Below are 18,005 nucleotides of genomic sequence, written 5' to 3'. Positions count from 1 at the left end.
ATGGCAATACCAACGCAGGCAGCCCCACCCTCGCTGCGCGGCAGGCAAGAACCTATCCCAGTAGGGATGAGGCGGCAGATTGCGATGTATCGGTAGCGGGGGCAAGGCGCGAGGAAGAAGCATGGCAGGCCATGCGATGAAGAGCAACGCCGGCAGCGCCTCATTCACTGCTGGGATAGGTTCTAAAGGACCGCGATGGACTTGTTTGTACTCGACGACGAAGTAGCCCAGTGGGAGACCGTCTTGCTGCGCCTGACCGGCGCCGAGCGGTTGCCGGTACTGGTGCCGCTGGCCTGGCACCTGCGCCAGCGCGACTGCGTGCGCGCCGTGGCGCTGGCGCGCGAGGGGCTGGTGCTGCTGTTCGCCGCCGGCCTGGCGCCCGGCGACCTGGCCGCCACCGCCGCGCGGCTGGAACTGGTCGCGGCTGAAGCCGCGTGGCTGGCTGGCGAGCTCGATGCCGCCGAACGCATGGCGATCGAGATCGGCGCCCAGATGCAGGCTTGCGCAGACTGGCGCGGTGTGGCCGACACCCACTGGCTGCGCGCCTGGATCGCCATCGACCGCGGTGACCACCAGCGCGGCACCGAACACCTCGAACACATGATCGCCATTGCGCGCCAGCCCGGCGTCGATGACACCATGCGCGCCACCTGCGGCGAGGCGGCAATTGCCCGTTGGGCCGTGATGGAAAACCGCACGGCGGCCGAACAGCGCTGGTCCACCCGCTTTGCCTCCAGCGACCATGCCCACCACGACCTGCACCCGGCGGTGGCGGTATGGGTGCTGGACTTCTTCGGCACCGACGCCACCCAGGGCAGCAACTTCGGCGCGGCGGCGGGCCACTTCGCCCGCGTGTACGAGGCGGCGCGCGTGAGCGGCCAGCTACGCTCGGCAATCACGGCCGCCATCAATATCGGCATCGATTTTACGAACCTCAATGATCACCGCGCCGCGCTGGAATGGATGCAGCGCGCGCTCGACATGGCGCGTCCCACCAGTTGGCCGCGCAGCATCGGCGTGTGCCTCACCCATACGGCCGACACCATGCGCCGCCTGGGCCAGCTGGAGGCGAGTGCCGCCCTGCTCGACGAAGCGTTCGATGTGCTGGCGCCGCTGGCCGACGGCCGCAGCTACGCCACGGCGCTGCAATTCCGCGGCGACCTGCAACTCGATACTGGCAACTACGCCGGCGCACTCGAGTCGTTCCGCCAGTTGCAGGTGAACGCCGCACGCCTGCGCCACGCGGACCTGATGTGCGCCGCGCGGCGCGGCCAGGCGCACGCGCTGTGCTTCCTCGACCGGCCACAGGAAGCGCTGACGGTGGCGCAAGACGCCATCGCCCTGGCGCAAGCCCAGTCCAGCCTGACACACCACGTGCGCACGCTGCGCGTGCTCTCGGTGATCCACACGCGCCATGCGCTGCCGCCGCCGGACGGCATGACCGAGCAAAACGCCACCCTGCATTATCTGCACCAGGCGCTGGCACTGGCCTCGGGCATCGAAGGCTACACGCTGCCGGGCGACCTGCTGGAAACCCTGGCCCACGAATACGCCCAGGTGGGCCAGTACCAGCGCGCTTATGAATCGGCGCAGGCGGCGGCCGCCGCGCGCCGGACTACCCACAGCCGCGAAGCCACCAACCGCGCCATCGCCATGCAGGTGCACCAGCAGACCGAGCGCGCCCGCGCCGAGGGTCAGCACCACCGCGAGCTGGCGGCATCCGAGGCGCGCCGCGCCCGCGTGCTGCAGCAAACCACGGCCACGCTCGAACGCCTGTCCGCCATCGGCCAGGAAATCACCACCCACCTCGACGCCAATGCCGTGTTCCAGGCCATCAACCGCCACGTGCAGGCGCTGCTGGCGGCCAACAGCTTCGCGATTTACCTGTGCGATCCCGGTTGCGACACCCTGAACCGCGCCTTCGGCATGGAAAACGGCAAACCGCTGGCCGACAACACCATTGCCGTGGACAACCCGCGCGCCAATGCCGCGCGCTGCCTGCGCGAACGGCGCGAGATCTACGTGGAGGACGCCGGCCCGGACGACATCTTCCTCGCCCCGAACACCCTGCTGATGGCGTGCGCGCTGTACGTGCCGCTGCTGGTCGGCGAACGGGCGCTGGGCGTGATGACGGTGCAGGCCTCGAACGCGCGGGCCTACCGCGCGCGCGAGCGGCTGATCTTCCGCACCCTGTGCGCTTACGGCGCCATCGCGCTCGACAACGCCCAGGCCTACGCCCAGCTCAAGGATGCGCAAACCCAGCTGGTGTCGCAGGAAAAGCTGGCGGCGCTGGGGTCCCTGATGGCCGGCGTGGCGCACGAACTCAATACGCCGATCGGCAACAGCCTCCTGATCGCCAGCACCCTGCACCAGAAGACCACGGAACTGGCGCGCCAGGTCGCGGGTCCCGGCCTGCGCCGCTCCGATCTGACAGCCTACCTGGACGACGCCGCGCGTGCGCACGAACTGGTGATGCGTGGCCTGAACAGCGCAGCAGACCTGGTCAACAGCTTCAAGCAGGTGGCGGTGGACCGCACCACCGAGCAGCGACGCCAGTTCGACCTGCAGCAGGTGGCCGGCGAAGTGATTGCCACCATGATGAACCGCATCCGCGCATCCGGCCACCGTATCGAGGCAGACATACCGCCGCACATCGCCATGGACAGCTACCCCGGCCCGCTGGGCCAGGTGATCGCCAATTTCATCAACAACGCCCTGCTGCACGCATTTGAAAAAGACGTGGTGGGACACTTGTGGCTGCGCGCCGCCACCGCGCCGGACCACCCGGGCCGGGTGCAGCTGGTGTTCGGCGACAACGGCGTCGGCATTGCCCCGGCAAACATCCCGCGCATCTTCGACCCGTTCTTCACCACCAAGCTGGGACAAGGTGGCAGCGGGCTCGGACTGTCGATCAGTTACAACATCGTCACCTCGCTGCTGGGCGGGCAGATCACGGTGCGCAGTTCGCCCTCCGGCACCGTGTTCACGCTGGACCTGCCGCTGGTCGCCCCCGAAGCCCGGGGACCGGCCGCCGCGCAGATCTATCATTAAAAGGGGCTGGCTGACCAGCACAATCTGCGGTGGATCGGCTATAAACGGGCCATATTGACTGAATTGCCTTTATAATTGACCGGTTCAGCCGGCCGGGTACCGAGTCCCAGGCCAGCTCACCTGTCAGTTGCCACTATGCCTATCCAAAAACAGATCAAGCATTACCTGCAGTTTTCCGACTTCACGCTGGAAGAATACGAGTACGTGATTGAACGCGCGCACCTCATCAAGCGCAAGTTCAAGAACTACGAGATTTACCATCCGCTGATCGACCGTACCCTGGTAATGGTCTTCGAGAAGAACTCCACCCGCACCCGCCTCTCGTTCGAAGCCGGCATGCACCAGCTGGGCGGCGCCGCCATCTACCTGAACACGCGCGACAGCCAGCTCGGTCGCGGCGAGCCGGTGGAAGACGCGGGCCAGGTCATGAGCCGCATGTGCGACATCATCATGGTGCGCACGTTCGGCCAGGACATCATCGAGCGCTTTGCGGCCAACTCGCGCGTGCCGGTGATTAACGGCCTGACCAACGAGCACCACCCGTGCCAGGTGTTTGCCGACATCTTCACGTTCTATGAGCATCGCGGCCCGATCACCGGCAAGACGGTGGCGTGGATCGGCGACGCCAACAACATGCTGTACTCGTGGCTGCAGGCGGCCGAAGTATTCGGCTTCCACGTCAACGTGTCCACGCCCAAGGGCTACGACATGGACATGTCGCTGGTCTCGACCGACCGCTACACCTTCTTCGCCAACCCGTCCGACGCCTGCGCCGGCGCGCACCTCGTCAACACCGACGTGTGGACCAGCATGGGCTACGAAGAGGAAAACGCCGCACGCCTGAAAGCATTCGACGGCTGGATCGTCGATGGCGCCAAGATGGCGCGCGCCGCGCCCGACGCGCTGTTCATGCACTGCCTGCCCGCCCACCGTGGCGAGGAAGTGGCGGCCGAAGTCATCGACGGACCGCAATCGGTGGTCTGGGACGAAGCCGAGAACCGCCTGCACATCCAGAAGGCGCTGATCGAGTACCTGCTGCTCGGCCGCCTGGATAACCCTGCCGAATAATCAATAACACTTCACACACTTGGAATCAGCATGAGCGACATTAAAAAAGTAGTCCTCGCCTACTCGGGCGGCCTCGATACCTCCGTCATCCTCAAATGGCTGCAGGATAACTACCAGTGCGAAATCGTCACCTTCACGGCCGACCTGGGCCAGGGCGAAGAGCTGGAGCCGGCGCGCGCCAAGGCGATCAAGTTCGGCATCAAGCCGGAGAACATCTACATCGACGACGTGCGTGAAGAATTCGTGCGCGACTTCGTGTTCCCGATGTTCCGTGCAAACACCGTGTACGAAGGCGAATACCTGCTGGGCACCTCGATTGCCCGCCCGCTGATCGCCAAGCGCCTGATCGAAATCGCCAACGAGACCGGCGCCGACGCCATCTCGCACGGCGCCACCGGCAAGGGCAACGACCAGGTGCGTTTCGAACTGGGCGCCTATGCGCTCAAACCTGGCGTCAAAGTGATCGCGCCATGGCGCGAGTGGGACCTGCTGTCGCGTGAAAAACTGCTGAAGTACGCGGAAGACGCGGGCATCGCCATCGACATGAAACACAAGAACGGCGGCGCGCCGTACTCGATGGACGCCAACCTGCTGCACATCTCGTTCGAAGGCCGCCACCTGGAAAACCCGAGCGCCGAAGCCGAGGAATCGATGTGGCGCTGGAGCGTGAGCCCTGAGGCAGCGCCCGACCAGGCCGAGTACCTGGACCTGGAATACGAAAAAGGCGACATCGTGGCGATCAACGGCGTACGCATGTCGCCGGCCACCGTGCTGACGGAGCTGAACCGCGTGGGCGGCAAGCACGGCATCGGCCGTCTCGACCTGGTGGAAAACCGCTACGTCGGCATGAAGTCGCGCGGCTGCTACGAAACCCCGGGCGGCACCATCATGCTCAAGGGCCACCGCGCCATCGAGTCGATCACGCTGGACCGCGAAGTGGCCCACCTGAAGGACGACCTGATGCCACGCTACGCGTCGCTGATCTACAACGGCTACTGGTGGGCGCCGGAGCGCGTGGCGCTGCAAACGCTGATCGACCACACGCAAGCGACCGTCAACGGCTGGGTGCGCGTAAAACTGTACAAGGGCAATGTGATCGTGGTGTCGCGCGATTCGAAGACCGACTCGCTGTTCGATATGAACATCGCCACCTTCGACGAAGACGGCGGCGCCTACAACCAGGCCGACGCCGGCGGCTTCATCAAACTGAACGCGCTGCGCCTGCGCATCGCCGCCAACGCACGACTGAAGCGCGGCCAATAAACAACGCGCAGTATCATCAAAAGCCGCTCGCTGAGCGGCTTTTTTTTTGTTGTTCAGCCATTACCATGGGACAATGCCACACCATCTATCGGCGCCTCGGAGAAACCATGTTTAAAGACTTGAGCATCAAACGTAAACTATACCTGGGCTTCGGCGCCATCCTTGCCATCATCCTCGCGCTCCTGATCATCGCCTACAATCGTTTTAATAGCCTGTCGGAAGCCAACCAGTGGGACCGCCACACGATGGACGTGATCCAGGCCATCGACGGCTTGCGCAACGACCTGCTGCAAGTGCAGGTGGAAGCGCGCGGCTATTACCTCACCGGCACCGCCGCCCGCCTGGACCGCACCCGCAAGGAACAGCGCGACATTCCGGAATCGATCCAGACGCTGCAAAAGCTCACCCGCGACAATCCGGCCCAGGTCGCGCGTTTCAGCAAGCTGGAAAGCATGATCACCGTCTGGAGCAAGGAAGTCATCGAATCACAACTGGTGATGCGCGAGCAGTTGGGCAACGCGCCCGGCGCGGCCGACGCCATGGGCAAAACGCCGCAGCTTGCCAATACCACCAACTCGGCCATCGGTGAAATCTACAAATTCATGGACGATGCAGCCGCCGAGGAACACCGCCTGCTGGTCGAACGCTCGGCCGCTTCCACCAGCCTGCAGGAGAGCATGCGGCTGGTGATCACGGTGGGCGGCATGGCCTGCGTGCTGCTGGGTGCCCTGGTGGCATGGATGCTGGTCGGCTCGCTCACCACGCCGCTGACGAACCTTACCGCCGCCGTGGGCCGCATCGCCGGGGGCGACCAGGGCGCGCGCGCCGAGGTGCTGGCGAACGATGAACTGGGCAAGGTCACCACGGAATTCAACCGCATGGCGCAATCGATCCAGGACAGCCAGGCCAAGGAAAAAGCGGTGGGCGACGAATTGCGCGCCAAGGTCGATTCGCTGCTCGGCGTGGTATCGAAAGCCGCTTCGGGCGACCTGACCGGCAATATCGAAGTGACGGGCAGCGACGCCATCGGCCAGCTGGCGCAAGGCCTCGACCGCATGTTCGAAAACCTGCGTTCGCTGCTCAACAACGTGCAAAAGGCCGGCATCCAGGTCACCACGTCGGCCACCGAAATCGCCGCCTCGGCCAAGCAGCAGGAAGCGACCGGCATCGAGCAGGCCCAGACCAGCGTGGAGATTCTTTCCACCACCAAGGAAATCTCGGCCAATGCCTCGCAACTGCTCAAGACCATGGAAGAAGCGACTGCCGTGGCGGACTACACCACCACTGCCACCGCCGACGCCCAGGGCAACCTGCGCCGCATGGACAGCACCATGCAGCACATGGTGAGCGCCACCGATTCGATCAACGCCAAGCTGGCCGCGCTGTCGGAAAAAGCGTCGAACATCAACAGCGTGCTGATTACGATCACCAAGGTGGCCGACCAGACCAACATCCTGTCGCTCAACGCCGCCATCGAGGCCGAAAAGGCCGGCGAAGCGGGACGCGGCTTCTCGGTCGTGGCCACCGAAATTCGCCGCCTGGCCGACCAGACCTCGGTTTCCACCTGGGACATCGAGCAGATGCTCAAGGAAATGCAGTCGGCGGTATCGGCCAGCGTGATGGGCATGGACAAATTCTCGGAAGAGATCCGCCGCAGCGTGGGCGAGGTGCGCCAGGTCACCGACCAGCTGTCGGGCGTGATGGACCAGGTACAGAAACTGGCGCCGCAGTTCGACGCCGTACTGCAAGGGATGCAGTCGCAGGCAGTGGGCGCGGAGCAGATCAGCGCCACCATGATGCAGCTGAACGACGCTACCCAGCAGACGGTGGAGTCGCTCAAGGCCACCAGCGAAGCGGTGCACCAGTTGCAATACGCGGCCGGCGACCTGCAGACCAGCGTGGCCAACTTCGCAGTCGCGGTGTAAGCGCGCGATGAAACTGCTCGTCTTCCACATCGGCGCCGACCGCTACGGCCTGCGCCTGCGTGACGTGGTGCGCGTGGTGCCGCTGCTCGACCTGAAGCACCTGCCGCTGGCGCCAGAACCGGTGGTAGGACTGATGGACTATCACGGCGCCTCGGTGCCGGTGGTGGACCTGTGCCTGGCCAGCGGTCTGCCGCCCGGCGCCGACCATTTCGATACCCGCATCATCGTCGTCGATTATCGCGCGCCCGAAGGCACGGTGCACTTGCTGGGCCTGCGCGCCGAGCGGGTGCAGGGCGTGCAGGAAGTGCGCGACGACCAGTTGACCGAGAGCGGCGTGAAGGCCGCACCGTTCCTGGGCCAGGTGGCCGGCGACGCGCGCGGCATGCTGCAGCTGGTGGAGCTCGAGCAGCTGCTCACACCCGCGCTGCGCATCGCGCTGTTCCCCAATGCCGGTAATGCCGGCGACGCTGACGATAGCGGCAACCTGCCATGACCACTCCGGCCCAGATCATGCTGCGCGCGGCGACGGGGTTGAACCTGTCGAAGCAGATCGTCGATCGCGCCATCCGCGCGCGCGTGGTCTGCGTCGGTGCGATCGATGCCGACGATTACCTCGACCGCATGACCCCGGAGGAGCTGACCGCGCTGGTGGAACTGGTGGTGGTGCCGGAATCGTGGTTCTACCGCGACCAGCAGGCCTTCCACGCCACTGCCGACTACCTCAAAGAGCAGATCCAGGTCGAGCCCAACCGGCTGTTCCACGTGCTGTCGCTGCCGTGCGCCGGCGGCGAGGAGCCGTACACGATGGCGATGGTGCTGCTCGACGCCGGTATTCCCGCCGACCGCTTCATGATCGACGCTTTTGATATCAGCCCGGTGTGCGTGGCACGCGCCAAGACCGGCGTGTATGGCCGCAACGCCTTTCGCAGCCAGGACCTGGCGTTCCGCGACCGCCACTTCACCGCGGTTGGCAACGACGCGTGGCGCATCAACGACGCGGTGCGCAAGCAGGTCCGCTTCCACCAGGGGAATGTACTGGAAATGACCATGACCAGGCGCGCCGGCTTGTATGACGTGATCTTTTGCCGCAACCTGCTGATCTACTTCGACAAGCCCACCACCAGCGCCGCCATCCGCAACCTCGACACCATGCTCAAGCGCGACGGCCTGCTGTTCGTCGGCTACGCCGAGGTACCGTCGCTGTGCGCCAACGGCTTCGCGCCGCTGCCGTATGCGCAGGCGTTCGGGCTGATCAAGGATGCGGAGGCGGCGGCGCGCAAGAAGGCCGGAGCGCTGGCGGTGGCTGCGACCACTGCGCCGGCCTCCGCGCGGACGGCGCGCCGTGCGCGTCCGGGTGTGACTTCGACAGCAGCAACGCCGACGCCGCCGCCGCTCGCGGCCAGGTTGACGCCGTCCCCGGCCACGCCATCGGGATCGATGCCAGCAGCACCAAGGCGTCCGGCTACCGGTGGCACTGCTGCGGCGATTGCCGGTGCAACTGGCAACAAGCCTTCGGCGGCCAAGCCGGCCCCTGGCCGCGACCTGCTGGCCGATGCCCGCCGCCTGGCTGACCTGGGGCAACTGAAGGAAGCCGAGCGCGATTGCCGCGACCACCTGGCGCAGCAGCCGGAATCGGCGGAGGCGTATTTCATCCTCGGCCTGATCAACGAACTGACCAACAAGCATGTGCAGGCGCAGGACTACTGGAAGCGCTGCATCTACCTGCAGCCCGACCATTACGAAGCGCTATGCCACCTCGCGCTGCTGGCCGAGACCAACGGCGACGCCACCACGTCCGCCGCGCTCAAGGCGCGCGCCGCGCGCATCTATAAACGCCAGCAGGCATCTTAAGAACAAGGGCGCGCCGACATGACGACCACCTTAGTCAACGCCGCAGCCGCTGCCGATGCTATCGAAATCGACGACTGCTGGAACCGCATCGGCGTGGCCGGCGACCAGACCTGCGAGAAGCTCGCCGAGTACATCCACTGCCGCAACTGCCCGGTGTACGCCAGCGCCGCCCAGCGCAATCTGCAGCGCGCGGTCGGCGCCGGCTACAAACAGGAATGGGCCGCGCGCTTCCGCCAGCCCGCCATCGACACCCAGGCGCTCGACGCCTCGTGCCTGGTGTTTCGCATCGGCCGCGAATGGCTGTCGCTGCCGACCAAATTGTTCGTGGCCGTGGCGCCCGAGGCCAGGCCGCACCGGCTGCCGCATCGCACCGATCGCGGCTTGACCGGCATCGTCAATGTCGGCGGCACGCTGTATCCGTGCATGTCGCTCGCCGCCCTCCTCGGTATCGATGACAGCGAAGGCGAAGCAGCCAGGGGGACCATTCAGCGCCATACGTTTGCGCGGCTGCTGCTGATCCGCTGGGAAGACCAGGCATATGCGCTGCCGGTAGCCGACCTGCACGGCATCGAACGCTATGCCACGGCCGCCGTGCAGGCGCCGGCCGCCACCATCAACAAGGGTCTCTCCCGTTTTCTGTCGGGCGTGATCTCGATCGCCGACATGCACGTGGGCGTGCTGGACGCGGCACTGATCGGCTACCAACTTGCGAGGACCCTGCGATGAGCCAGGATAACGGCGGCATGGGCGGAGACCTGAGCCAATTTTCCATGCTGGACCTGTTCCGCATGGAGGCGGACAGCCAGACGCAAGTCCTTACCGACGGCCTCTTGGCCATGGAAAGGCTGAAGAACGACGCCAGCGCGGTCGAGTCGATGATGCGCGCGGCGCACTCGATCAAGGGAGCGGCGTCCATCGTCGGCCTGGAAGTGGTGGTGCAGGTAGCGCACAGCATGGAAGACGCCTTCATCGCCGCGCAACACGGCAAGCTGGCCCTGACGCCCAACCGGGTGGACGTGCTGCTGGCCGGCGTGGACCTGATCCTGCAACTGTCACGCCTGCAGGACAGCGGCGTCGATGCCTGGCTGGCCGCCAACGAAACGCTGATCAAGCAGACCCTCGATTCGATCGCCACCATCGCCTTTTTGCCGGAACCGGTCAATTTGCAGGCGGAGATGGGGTGGATGCAGCAGATGCCCGCGCCTGCGCCCCAGGCTGCGCCAGCGCCGGCGTTTCCGGTCGGCGAACTGCCGATTGCCCCGACACCGGCCCCGGCCGAGGACATGCCGGTCGATCGGCGCGCGTCGGCTGCCGGGGCCAAGGCGCAGAACTTCGACAAGCTGCTGTCGCTTGCCAGCGAATCGCGCATCAACGCCCACCAGATGCATCCGTTCATCCAGAACCTGCAACGCTTCAAGCGCAACCAGGCCAGCCTGGCGGCGGTGATCGAGCAGCTGCACGAAGCGATATCGAATAGCACCGACCCGAAGCTGAAAGAACTGTCGCTGCTGGCGCTGCAAAAGACCCAACCGTTAAAGCAGTTCGTGCTCGAACACATTGCCGACACCGAAGCCTACGAACGGCGCTTGCTGGCCGTCTCGCAAGGCATGGTGGACGAAGTGCTGACCATGCGCATGCGGCCGTTCCGCGACGGCGTGCAGCCGTTTCCACGCATGGTGCGCGACCTCGCGCGCAGCCTGGGCAAGGACGTGCAGTTGCAGATCATCGGCGAAGACACGCTGGTGGACCGCGACATCCTGGCCCGTATCGAAAGCCCGCTCAACCACATGCTGCGCAATGCCATCGATCACGGCATGGACAGCGCGGTGGAACGCATCGCCGCCGGCAAGCCGGGCGCCGGCACCATCGTGCTGGAGGCGAAGCACCGCGCGGGCATGCTCAGCATCGAGATCAGCGACGACGGCAAGGGCGTGGACCTGGAAAAAATCCGCACCCGCGTAATCGACCGCAAGATGGCCAGCGCGCCGATGGCGGCCGCCATGTCGGGCGCCGAACTGCTGGAGTTCCTGTTCCTGCCGGCGTTCAGCCTGAAGGAAAACACCACCGAGATTTCGGGGCGCGGCGTGGGGCTCGATATCGTCCACGAAACCATCCGCTCGCAGAACGGCACGGTGCGTATCGAGTCGGAACTGGGCGTGGGCTTCCGCACCTTCATCACCTTGCCGCTGACGCAGTCGATCGTGCGCGCGCTGGTGGTTGATGTAAAAGGCGAGGCTTACGCGGTGCCGATCGTGCAGGTCGAGCGCGTGATCAAGGTGCCGCAAACGGCCATCCATACGCTGGAAAATAAACAGTTCTTCGACTTCGGAGGCGAGCACCTGGGACTGGTGTCGGCGGCGCAGGTGCTGGAGCTGGGCGAGACCGATGCCTCGTCGGCGGAGCTGTCGGTGGTGGTGATCGGCAGCGGCGCGCGGCGCTATGCGCTGGTGGTGGACGCCATCAACGGCGAGCAAAGCCTGGCGGTGCAAGCCATCGATCCGATCTTCGGCAAGATGCGCGACATCTCAGCTGCCGCCCTGCTCGACAACGGCGACCCGGTGCTGATCCTCGACGTGCCCGATCTGCTGCTGTCGATCGACAAACTGCTGCACGATGGCGGCCTGCACCAGCTCACCCGCGCCGACCACACCGAGCGTCGCAAGACCAAGCGCGTGCTGGTGGTGGACGATTCGCTCACGGTGCGCGAGATGGAACGCAAGCTGCTGCAAAGCCGGGGCTTCCTGGTCGATATCGCGATCGACGGTATCGACGGCTGGAACGTGGTGCGCAGCGGCGAATACGACTTGGTGATCACCGACGTGGACATGCCGCGCATGGACGGTATCGAGCTCGTCGCACTGATCAAGAAGGATATCCACCTCCACAAACTGCCAGTCATGATAGTCTCTTATAAAGATCGGCCGGAGGACCGCGCACGCGGACTGTCGGCTGGCGCAGACTATTATCTGACCAAGGGCAGCTTCCACGACGAGACGCTGCTCGATGCGGTCAGCGACCTGATTGGAGACGCCCACAGATGAAGATTGCCATCGCCAACGATGTCGCCATGGCAGCCGAAGCGCTGCGGCGCGTGGTTGCCAGCACCGCCGAGCACCAGGTGCTGTGGATCGCCCGCACGGGCGCGGAGGCGGTGCGCATGTGCGCGGAAAACCGGCCGGACCTGATCCTCATGGACCTCAACATGCCGGAACTCGATGGCGTGGAGGCTACCCGCAAGATCATGGAACAAAGCCCGTGCGCGATCCTGGTCGTTACCGGCCGGCCGCAGGACAACGTCAACCAGGTGTTCCGCGCGCTGGGCGCCGGCGCGCTCGACGTCACCGCCACGCCGGTGCTGCAAGGCCAGCCGGGCGGCGACTCCGAGCTGCTGGCCAAGATCCGCACCATGGACAAGCTGATACGCCACAGCGGCGGCAGCCAGGCCATGGCGCCGCGCACGTCGCTGGCCGGCAGCGCCCCGGCGCCTGTCGCCGACAACGCCGATACGCCGGTGCCGGTAACGTCGCTGCTGGCGATCGGTGCCTCCACCGGCGGCCCGGTGGCGGTCTCCAAGATGCTGGCCGGCTGGGTGCCGCCGCGCGGTTGCGCGGTAGTGGTGGTGCAGCACATTGACGAGCACTTCGCCAACAACTTCGCGCGCTGGCTCGGCGAGCAGCTCGACATGCCGGTGCGTACCGCCGACGAGGGCGACGAATTGGCCGCCGGCGTGGTGCTGATCGCCAAGAGCAACGACCACCTCACGCTGGATCAAAATCTGCGCTTGCGTTACGATGCAAATCCCAAGGACTATGCTTACCGGCCGTCGGTCGATGTGTTCTTCCGCTGCGTGGCGCAGCAATGGAAAGGCGTGGCGGTGGGTGTGCTGTTGACCGGCATGGGCCGCGATGGCGCCGAAGGCTTGCTGGCGCTGCGCCGCGCGGGCCACATGACCATCGCCCAGGACCAGGCCAGCAGCGCCGTCTACGGCATGCCGCGCGCCGCCGCCGAGCTGGATGCGGCGCAGATGATTTTACCGCTGACGCGGATCGGACCGGTCCTGCGCAGCACGTTGGGCAGCCGCGCATCATAGAGATAATGCGCGCAACCGAAGAAAGAGAGTATCGATGTCCGAAGCACCCGCAATCGCTGCAGCCACCGTTGACGCCGAACAGGCGCTTACCGCCTTCAAGGTCCGGGTGCTGCTGGTGGACGACCAGTTGATCATCGTCGAAGCCGTGCGCCGCATGTTGAGCGACCAGTCCGATATCGAATTCCACTACGTGACCGACGCCACGCTGGCGCTGCAAACGGCCGTGCAGCTGCAACCGACCGTAATCCTGCAAGACCTGGTGATGCCATCGATCGACGGCTTCGGCCTGATCCAGAGTTATCGCGGCGACGAGTCGCTGCGCCATGTGCCGGTGATCGTGTTGTCGGCCAAGGAAGACCCCAAGCTCAAGGCGCACAGCTTTGCCACCGGCGCCAACGACTACATGGTCAAGCTGCCCGACAAGCTCGAACTGCTGGCGCGCGTGCGCTACCACTCGGGCGCGCACATCAGCCGCCTGCAGCGCGACCAGGCGTTCCGCTTCCTGCGCGAGAGCCAGAAAAGCCTGGCCGACGCCAACATCGAACTGCAAAAGCTGGCCGCGCTCGACGCCCTCACCGGCATCGCCAACCGCCGCCGTTTCGACGACACCATGCGGGTCGAATGGCAGCGCGGACAGCGCGACAAGAAGCCGCTCACGCTGCTGATGTGCGACGTCGATTTCTTCAAACTGTATAACGACAGCTTCGGCCACCTGGCGGGCGACCTCGCCCTCAAGAAAGTGGCTGCCGTATTAACCGAACATCTGAAGCGCCCGGCCGATCTGGCCGCGCGCTATGGCGGCGAGGAATTCGTCATTATCCTGCCGGAGACACCATTGACGGGGGCACTGATCGTGGCCGAGTCATGCCGCCGACACCTGGAGCAGTTAGCCATCGAAAACCCGCAAGCGACCACCGACCTGTCCTGCGTGACCATGTCGATCGGTGTGGCCAGCGTGGTGCCCTCGCCGCAGTCGAGCATCGATGACCTGATCCAGCACGCCGACCAGGCGCTGTATGTCGCCAAAACCGGCGGCCGTAACCGCGTCGAAAGCGCGGGCCAGTTGCCCGGTCCCCTCCCCGCATCACATTAAGGAAACAAGCAGCATGAGTGCTCAATTCGATCAAGTCAGCGTCGTCAAGAAGTCCAATGTTTACTTCGACGGCAAGTGCGTCTCGCACAACATCATCTTTGCCGATGGCAGCAAGAAAAGCGTGGGCGTGATCTTCCCGTCCACCCTGAAGTTCAACACCGGCGCGCCGGAAATCATGGAAGTGGTCAGTGGCGTGTGCAAGGTGCGCCTGGCTGGTGAGGAAGAGTGGAAAACTTACGCGGCGGGCGACCAGTTCAGCATCGTCGGCGATTCGTCGTTCGATATCGAGACAGTGGAAACGCTCGATTACGTTTGCAGCTTCGGCTGATAGATGTTGGACCGCTACGGCGGTCCAACTTCCCTACACGAACACCGGCTCCGCCTCCAGCGCCACGCCATACTTCGCCATCACATCGGCCTGAATCGCCGCCGCCAGCGCCACCACCTCCGCCCCCGTCGCCCCGCCGTTATTGACCAGCACCAGTGCCTGTTTCGGGTACACGCCCGCTGCGCCCAGGTTGCGCCCTTTCCAGCCACATTGATCGATCAGCCAGCCGGCTGCCAGCTTCTCGCTGCCGTCAGGCTGCGCGTGGTGTACCAGCGCCGGGAAGCGTTCGAGCAGCGCGGCGCACTGTTCTGACGATACCACCGGGTTCTTGAAGAAGCTGCCGGCGTTGCCGATCACCGCCGGATCGGGCAGTTTGCGGCGGCGGATCGCGATCACGGTATCGGCCACTTGCTGCGCGGTGGGTACGGTCCAACCTTGCTCGGCCACCGCCTGCGCCAGTTCCGCGTAGCGCAGGTTCGGCTGCCATGAACGCGGCAAGGCGAGCGTCACGTCCAGGATCACGAGTTCGCGCCCCGCCTCGCGTTTGAATATGCTGTCGCGGTACCCGAAGCGGCACGCCGCCGCATCCATGGTGCGCGTGCTGCCGTCGCGCGGATCGAACACGGTCACGCTGTGAAATACGTCCTTGATTTCGAGCCCGTAGGCGCCAATATTCTGGATAGGCGACGCGCCCACGGTGCCGGGAATCAGCGACAGGTTTTCCAGTCCGCCGATGCCCTGGGCCAGTGTCCATTGCACGAAGGCGTGCCAGTTCTCGCCAGCAGCCGCGCGGACAAAATGGTGGGTTTCATTGCCGCCGACCACCTCTTTTCCCGCGAGCGCAAGGTGCAAAACCAGCCCGGGAAAATCGCCGGTCAGCAGCACATTGCTGCCGCCGCCCAAGACCAGCCGCGGGAAAGCGCGCCAATTGGCGTCTGCATAAACGCCGATCAGCTGCTCGGTATTCGTGATCCGCAAATAGGCATGGGCGCTGGCCGCGATGCTGAAAGTATTGAGGTGCTGCAGGGGGAACTGATATTGGATGGATGAGAGTAGCTGCATGGACTAAAAAACCGATAAATTTAGTCGATTATAGAGGGAAACGCACAAAAAACCACTTGGCATATGGCGGCTTGCGTGCTGTTGTCCGTTAAAATGTCAGACTTTGATGCAGGGGTGTTTCACACGCCTGCATGCCACACGAAAAGGAAATAGCCATGCCGTCGTTTGATGTAGTTTCTGAAGCCGATATGATCGAAGTGAAAAACGCGGTCGACCAGTCCAACAAGGAAATCACCACCCGGTTCGATTTCAAGGGCAGCGACGCGCGGGTCGAGCAAAAGGACAACGAACTGACCGCCTTTGCCGATTCCGAGTTCCAGCTGAGCCAAGTGCGCGACGTGCTGACCAACAAGTTGGCCAAGCGCAAGGTTGACGTCCGTTTCCTGGAAGACGGCGATATCAAGAAAATTGGCGGCGACAAGGTCAAGCAGGTCATCAAGGTCAAGAACGGTATCGAGACCGATGATGCCAAGAAGATCGTGCGCGTGATCAAGGACAGCAAGATGAAGGTGCAAACGAGCATCCAGGGCGAATCGGTGCGCGTCACCGGCGCCAAGCGCGACGACCTGCAAGCGGCCATGGCCATGCTGCGCAAGGACGTGCCGGACATGCCGCTGGAATTCAACAACTTCCGCGACTGATCCCGCCGCGCGGTTGACGCCGCGCCGTCACAAGGCTGTAGCACGGCTGGAGTAGAATGAAGCCTCCGCGCCACGTGCTACCGCGCAATCAAACTCTCTGCATACCGCCGGCAGCTTCAAGCACCGGCAACAACCTCGGTAGTCTAAGGATAGCAATGAAACGTGTTGATGATTTCCGCCTGCGATTTGGCAATAACGAATACGTGCCCATCATGGTCGGCGGAATGGGTGTCGATATCTCGACGTCGGAACTGGCGCTGGAAACCGCGCGACTCGGTGGCATTGGCCATATTTCGGACGCCATGGTCGAAGACGTATCGGATCGTCGTTTCGATACCAGCTTCGTCAAGGATAAAACCAAGCTCTACAAGTTCAACATCAATAACTCGGACAAGTCGGTCGTGCAATTCGATCTCGAGCGCCTGGCCGAAGCCCAGCGCTTGCATATCGGCAAGACCATGGAAGCCAAGAAAGGCCCCGGCCTGATCTTCGTGAACTGCATGGAAAAGCTGACCATGAACGGTCCGCGTGAAACCCTGCGCACCCGCCTGAATGCGGCACTGGACGCCGGCATCGACGGCATCACGCTGTCGGCCGGCCTGCACTTCGGCTCGTTCGCACTGATGGCCGACCACCCGCGCTTCCGCGAAGCCAAGCTGGGCATCATCGTATCGTCGGTACGCGCGTTGCAGATCTTCCTGCGCAAAAACGCAAAGCTCGACCGTCTGCCCGACTTCATCATCGTCGAAGGCCCGCTGGCCGGCGGCCACCTGGGCTTTGGCATGGACTGGGCCGAATACGACCTGATGACCATCACCAAGGAACTGCTGGCTTATCTGAAGAACGAGAACCTCGACATTCCGCTGATCGCGGCCGGCGGCATCTTTACCGGCAGCGACGCCGTCAGCTTCCTGGAAGCCGGCGCAGCAGGCGTACAGGTGGCCACGCGCTTCACCATCACCAACGAATGCGGTCTGCCAGCCAAGGTCAAGCAGGAGTACATCCGCGCTACCGAGGACGACATCATCGTCAACGGCGTCTCGCCGACCGGTTACCCGATGCGCATGCTGAAGAACACGCCAGCCATTGGCGCCGGCATCCGTCCAGGCTGCGAATCGTACGGCTACCTGCTCGACGCCACCGGCAACTGCGCTTACATCAATTCGTACAACCGCGAAGTGGCGGCCCATCCCGAGCTGAAAGTGGTATCGGTCATGGACAAGACTTGCCTGTGCACCCACATGCGCAACTTCAACTGCTGGACCTGCGGCCACTACACGTACCGCCTGAAGGACACCACGCACAAAAAGGCCGATGGCGACTACCAGCTGCTGAGCGCGGAACACGTGTTCAAGGACTACCAGTTCAGCGTGGACAACCAGATCGCGCTGCCGGAAAAAGAGGTCTGAATTAACTAGCTGGACAGGAGCGCTTCTTAGGAAGCGCTTTTTTTGCGCCTGAGTTTTATTGCTGGGCTCGGCGTATTGGATTGCAAACGAAAAAAGCCCCAACCAGATCACTGGTTGGGGCTTTCAGGAATAACTAGCCTGACGATAACCTACTTTCACACTGGTTGCAGCACTATCATCGGCGCAAAGTCGTTTCACGGTCCTGTTCGGGATGGGAAGGGGTG

At 64.0% G+C, this 18,005-nt stretch carries 14 protein-coding genes; 13 read left to right on the top strand and 1 reads right to left on the bottom strand.

Features of this window, described 5'->3' with window-relative positions; all coding sequences use genetic code 11:
- The first annotated feature begins 195 nt into the window (after window positions 1-195).
- The 11 genes from ASF04_RS07085 (at window position 196) to ASF04_RS07035 (ending at window position 14,669) form a co-directional block, all read left to right on the top strand.
- On the top strand, window positions 196-3,051 hold the full coding sequence (locus ASF04_RS07085) for an ATP-binding protein (protein WP_056139429.1): 2,856 nt from the start codon (window positions 196-198) through the stop codon (window positions 3,049-3,051).
- A gap of 135 nt (window positions 3,052-3,186) precedes the next feature.
- Window positions 3,187-4,119, top strand: a complete 933-nt coding sequence (gene argF / locus ASF04_RS07080) for an ornithine carbamoyltransferase (RefSeq protein WP_056139427.1) — start codon at window positions 3,187-3,189, stop codon at window positions 4,117-4,119.
- Window positions 4,120-4,149: 30 nt separating this feature from the next.
- Window positions 4,150-5,382: an argininosuccinate synthase gene (locus ASF04_RS07075; protein ID WP_056139425.1), complete on the top strand. Its 1,233-nt coding sequence runs from the start codon at window positions 4,150-4,152 to the stop codon at window positions 5,380-5,382.
- Between the two features lie 107 nt (window positions 5,383-5,489).
- Window positions 5,490-7,307 carry a methyl-accepting chemotaxis protein gene (locus ASF04_RS07070; protein WP_056139423.1) on the top strand — a complete coding sequence of 606 codons (1,818 nt, stop codon included), beginning with the start codon at window positions 5,490-5,492 and terminating at the stop codon, window positions 7,305-7,307.
- Window positions 7,308-7,314: 7 nt separating this feature from the next.
- Entirely contained in the window at window positions 7,315-7,800 is a 486-nt protein-coding gene (locus tag ASF04_RS07065) for a chemotaxis protein CheW (protein WP_056139421.1), read from the top strand.
- Window positions 7,797-9,158, top strand: coding sequence for a CheR family methyltransferase (locus ASF04_RS07060; protein ID WP_056139419.1), 1,362 nt, complete (start codon window positions 7,797-7,799; stop codon window positions 9,156-9,158). Before ASF04_RS07065 ends, ASF04_RS07060 begins: the two co-directional genes overlap by 4 nt.
- A gap of 18 nt (window positions 9,159-9,176) precedes the next feature.
- Complete coding sequence (locus ASF04_RS07055) at window positions 9,177-9,884, top strand: chemotaxis protein CheW (protein WP_056139418.1); 708 nt, start codon at window positions 9,177-9,179, stop codon at window positions 9,882-9,884.
- Complete coding sequence (locus ASF04_RS07050) at window positions 9,881-12,199, top strand: hybrid sensor histidine kinase/response regulator (RefSeq protein ID WP_056139416.1); 2,319 nt, start codon at window positions 9,881-9,883, stop codon at window positions 12,197-12,199. Before ASF04_RS07055 ends, ASF04_RS07050 begins: the two co-directional genes overlap by 4 nt.
- Entirely contained in the window at window positions 12,196-13,248 is a 1,053-nt protein-coding gene (cheB, locus tag ASF04_RS07045; RefSeq protein ID WP_056139414.1) for a chemotaxis-specific protein-glutamate methyltransferase CheB, read from the top strand. The genes ASF04_RS07050 and cheB overlap by 4 nt, the downstream gene beginning before the upstream one ends.
- Window positions 13,249-13,282: 34 nt before the next feature.
- On the top strand, window positions 13,283-14,341 hold the full coding sequence (locus tag ASF04_RS07040; RefSeq protein WP_056139413.1) for a diguanylate cyclase: 1,059 nt from the start codon (window positions 13,283-13,285) through the stop codon (window positions 14,339-14,341).
- A gap of 13 nt (window positions 14,342-14,354) precedes the next feature.
- Window positions 14,355-14,669, top strand: a complete 315-nt coding sequence (locus tag ASF04_RS07035; protein WP_019924853.1) for a pyrimidine/purine nucleoside phosphorylase — start codon at window positions 14,355-14,357, stop codon at window positions 14,667-14,669.
- Window positions 14,670-14,702: 33 nt separating this feature from the next.
- On the opposite strand, the gene murB is transcribed toward ASF04_RS07035, so the two are convergent.
- The gene (gene murB, locus ASF04_RS07030; RefSeq protein WP_056139412.1) at window positions 14,703-15,731 is read right to left on the bottom strand and encodes a UDP-N-acetylmuramate dehydrogenase; all 1,029 of its coding nucleotides are present in this window, start codon (window positions 15,729-15,731) and stop codon (window positions 14,703-14,705) included.
- Window positions 15,732-15,886: 155 nt separating this feature from the next.
- Between murB and ASF04_RS07025 the strand changes: the two genes are divergently transcribed.
- Both ASF04_RS07025 and ASF04_RS07020 read left to right on the top strand, forming a co-directional pair.
- On the top strand, window positions 15,887-16,372 hold the full coding sequence (locus tag ASF04_RS07025) for a YajQ family cyclic di-GMP-binding protein (protein WP_056139411.1): 486 nt from the start codon (window positions 15,887-15,889) through the stop codon (window positions 16,370-16,372).
- Window positions 16,373-16,527: 155 nt separating this feature from the next.
- On the top strand, window positions 16,528-17,781 hold the full coding sequence (locus tag ASF04_RS07020; protein ID WP_056139410.1) for a nitronate monooxygenase: 1,254 nt from the start codon (window positions 16,528-16,530) through the stop codon (window positions 17,779-17,781).
- Window positions 17,782-18,005: the final 224 nt, after the last annotated feature.

This window comes from Duganella sp. Leaf61 (assembly GCF_001421905.1).
Lineage (GTDB): Bacteria > Pseudomonadota > Gammaproteobacteria > Burkholderiales > Burkholderiaceae_D > Rugamonas > Rugamonas zoogloeoides.
Note: the sequence above shows the minus strand (reverse complement) of the source record. Positions and strands in the feature narration are given on the sequence as shown.

What these genes read in the sequence shown, in the direction of transcription:
- ASF04_RS07085 (WP_056139429.1), top strand. Translation starts at nt 196, where the DNA reads ATGGACTTGTTTGTACTCGACGACGAAGTAGCCCAGTGGGAGACCGTC.
- argF (WP_056139427.1), top strand. Translation starts at nt 3,187, where the DNA reads ATGCCTATCCAAAAACAGATCAAGCATTACCTGCAGTTTTCCGACTTC.
- ASF04_RS07075 (WP_056139425.1), top strand. Translation starts at nt 4,150, where the DNA reads ATGAGCGACATTAAAAAAGTAGTCCTCGCCTACTCGGGCGGCCTCGAT.
- ASF04_RS07070 (WP_056139423.1), top strand. Translation starts at nt 5,490, where the DNA reads ATGTTTAAAGACTTGAGCATCAAACGTAAACTATACCTGGGCTTCGGC.
- ASF04_RS07065 (WP_056139421.1), top strand. Translation starts at nt 7,315, where the DNA reads ATGAAACTGCTCGTCTTCCACATCGGCGCCGACCGCTACGGCCTGCGC.
- ASF04_RS07060 (WP_056139419.1), top strand. Translation starts at nt 7,797, where the DNA reads ATGACCACTCCGGCCCAGATCATGCTGCGCGCGGCGACGGGGTTGAAC.
- ASF04_RS07055 (WP_056139418.1), top strand. Translation starts at nt 9,177, where the DNA reads ATGACGACCACCTTAGTCAACGCCGCAGCCGCTGCCGATGCTATCGAA.
- ASF04_RS07050 (WP_056139416.1), top strand. Translation starts at nt 9,881, where the DNA reads ATGAGCCAGGATAACGGCGGCATGGGCGGAGACCTGAGCCAATTTTCC.
- cheB (WP_056139414.1), top strand. Translation starts at nt 12,196, where the DNA reads ATGAAGATTGCCATCGCCAACGATGTCGCCATGGCAGCCGAAGCGCTG.
- ASF04_RS07040 (WP_056139413.1), top strand. Translation starts at nt 13,283, where the DNA reads ATGTCCGAAGCACCCGCAATCGCTGCAGCCACCGTTGACGCCGAACAG.
- ASF04_RS07035 (WP_019924853.1), top strand. Translation starts at nt 14,355, where the DNA reads ATGAGTGCTCAATTCGATCAAGTCAGCGTCGTCAAGAAGTCCAATGTT.
- murB (WP_056139412.1), bottom strand. Translation starts at nt 15,731, where the DNA reads ATGCAGCTACTCTCATCCATCCAATATCAGTTCCCCCTGCAGCACCTC.
- ASF04_RS07025 (WP_056139411.1), top strand. Translation starts at nt 15,887, where the DNA reads ATGCCGTCGTTTGATGTAGTTTCTGAAGCCGATATGATCGAAGTGAAA.
- ASF04_RS07020 (WP_056139410.1), top strand. Translation starts at nt 16,528, where the DNA reads ATGAAACGTGTTGATGATTTCCGCCTGCGATTTGGCAATAACGAATAC.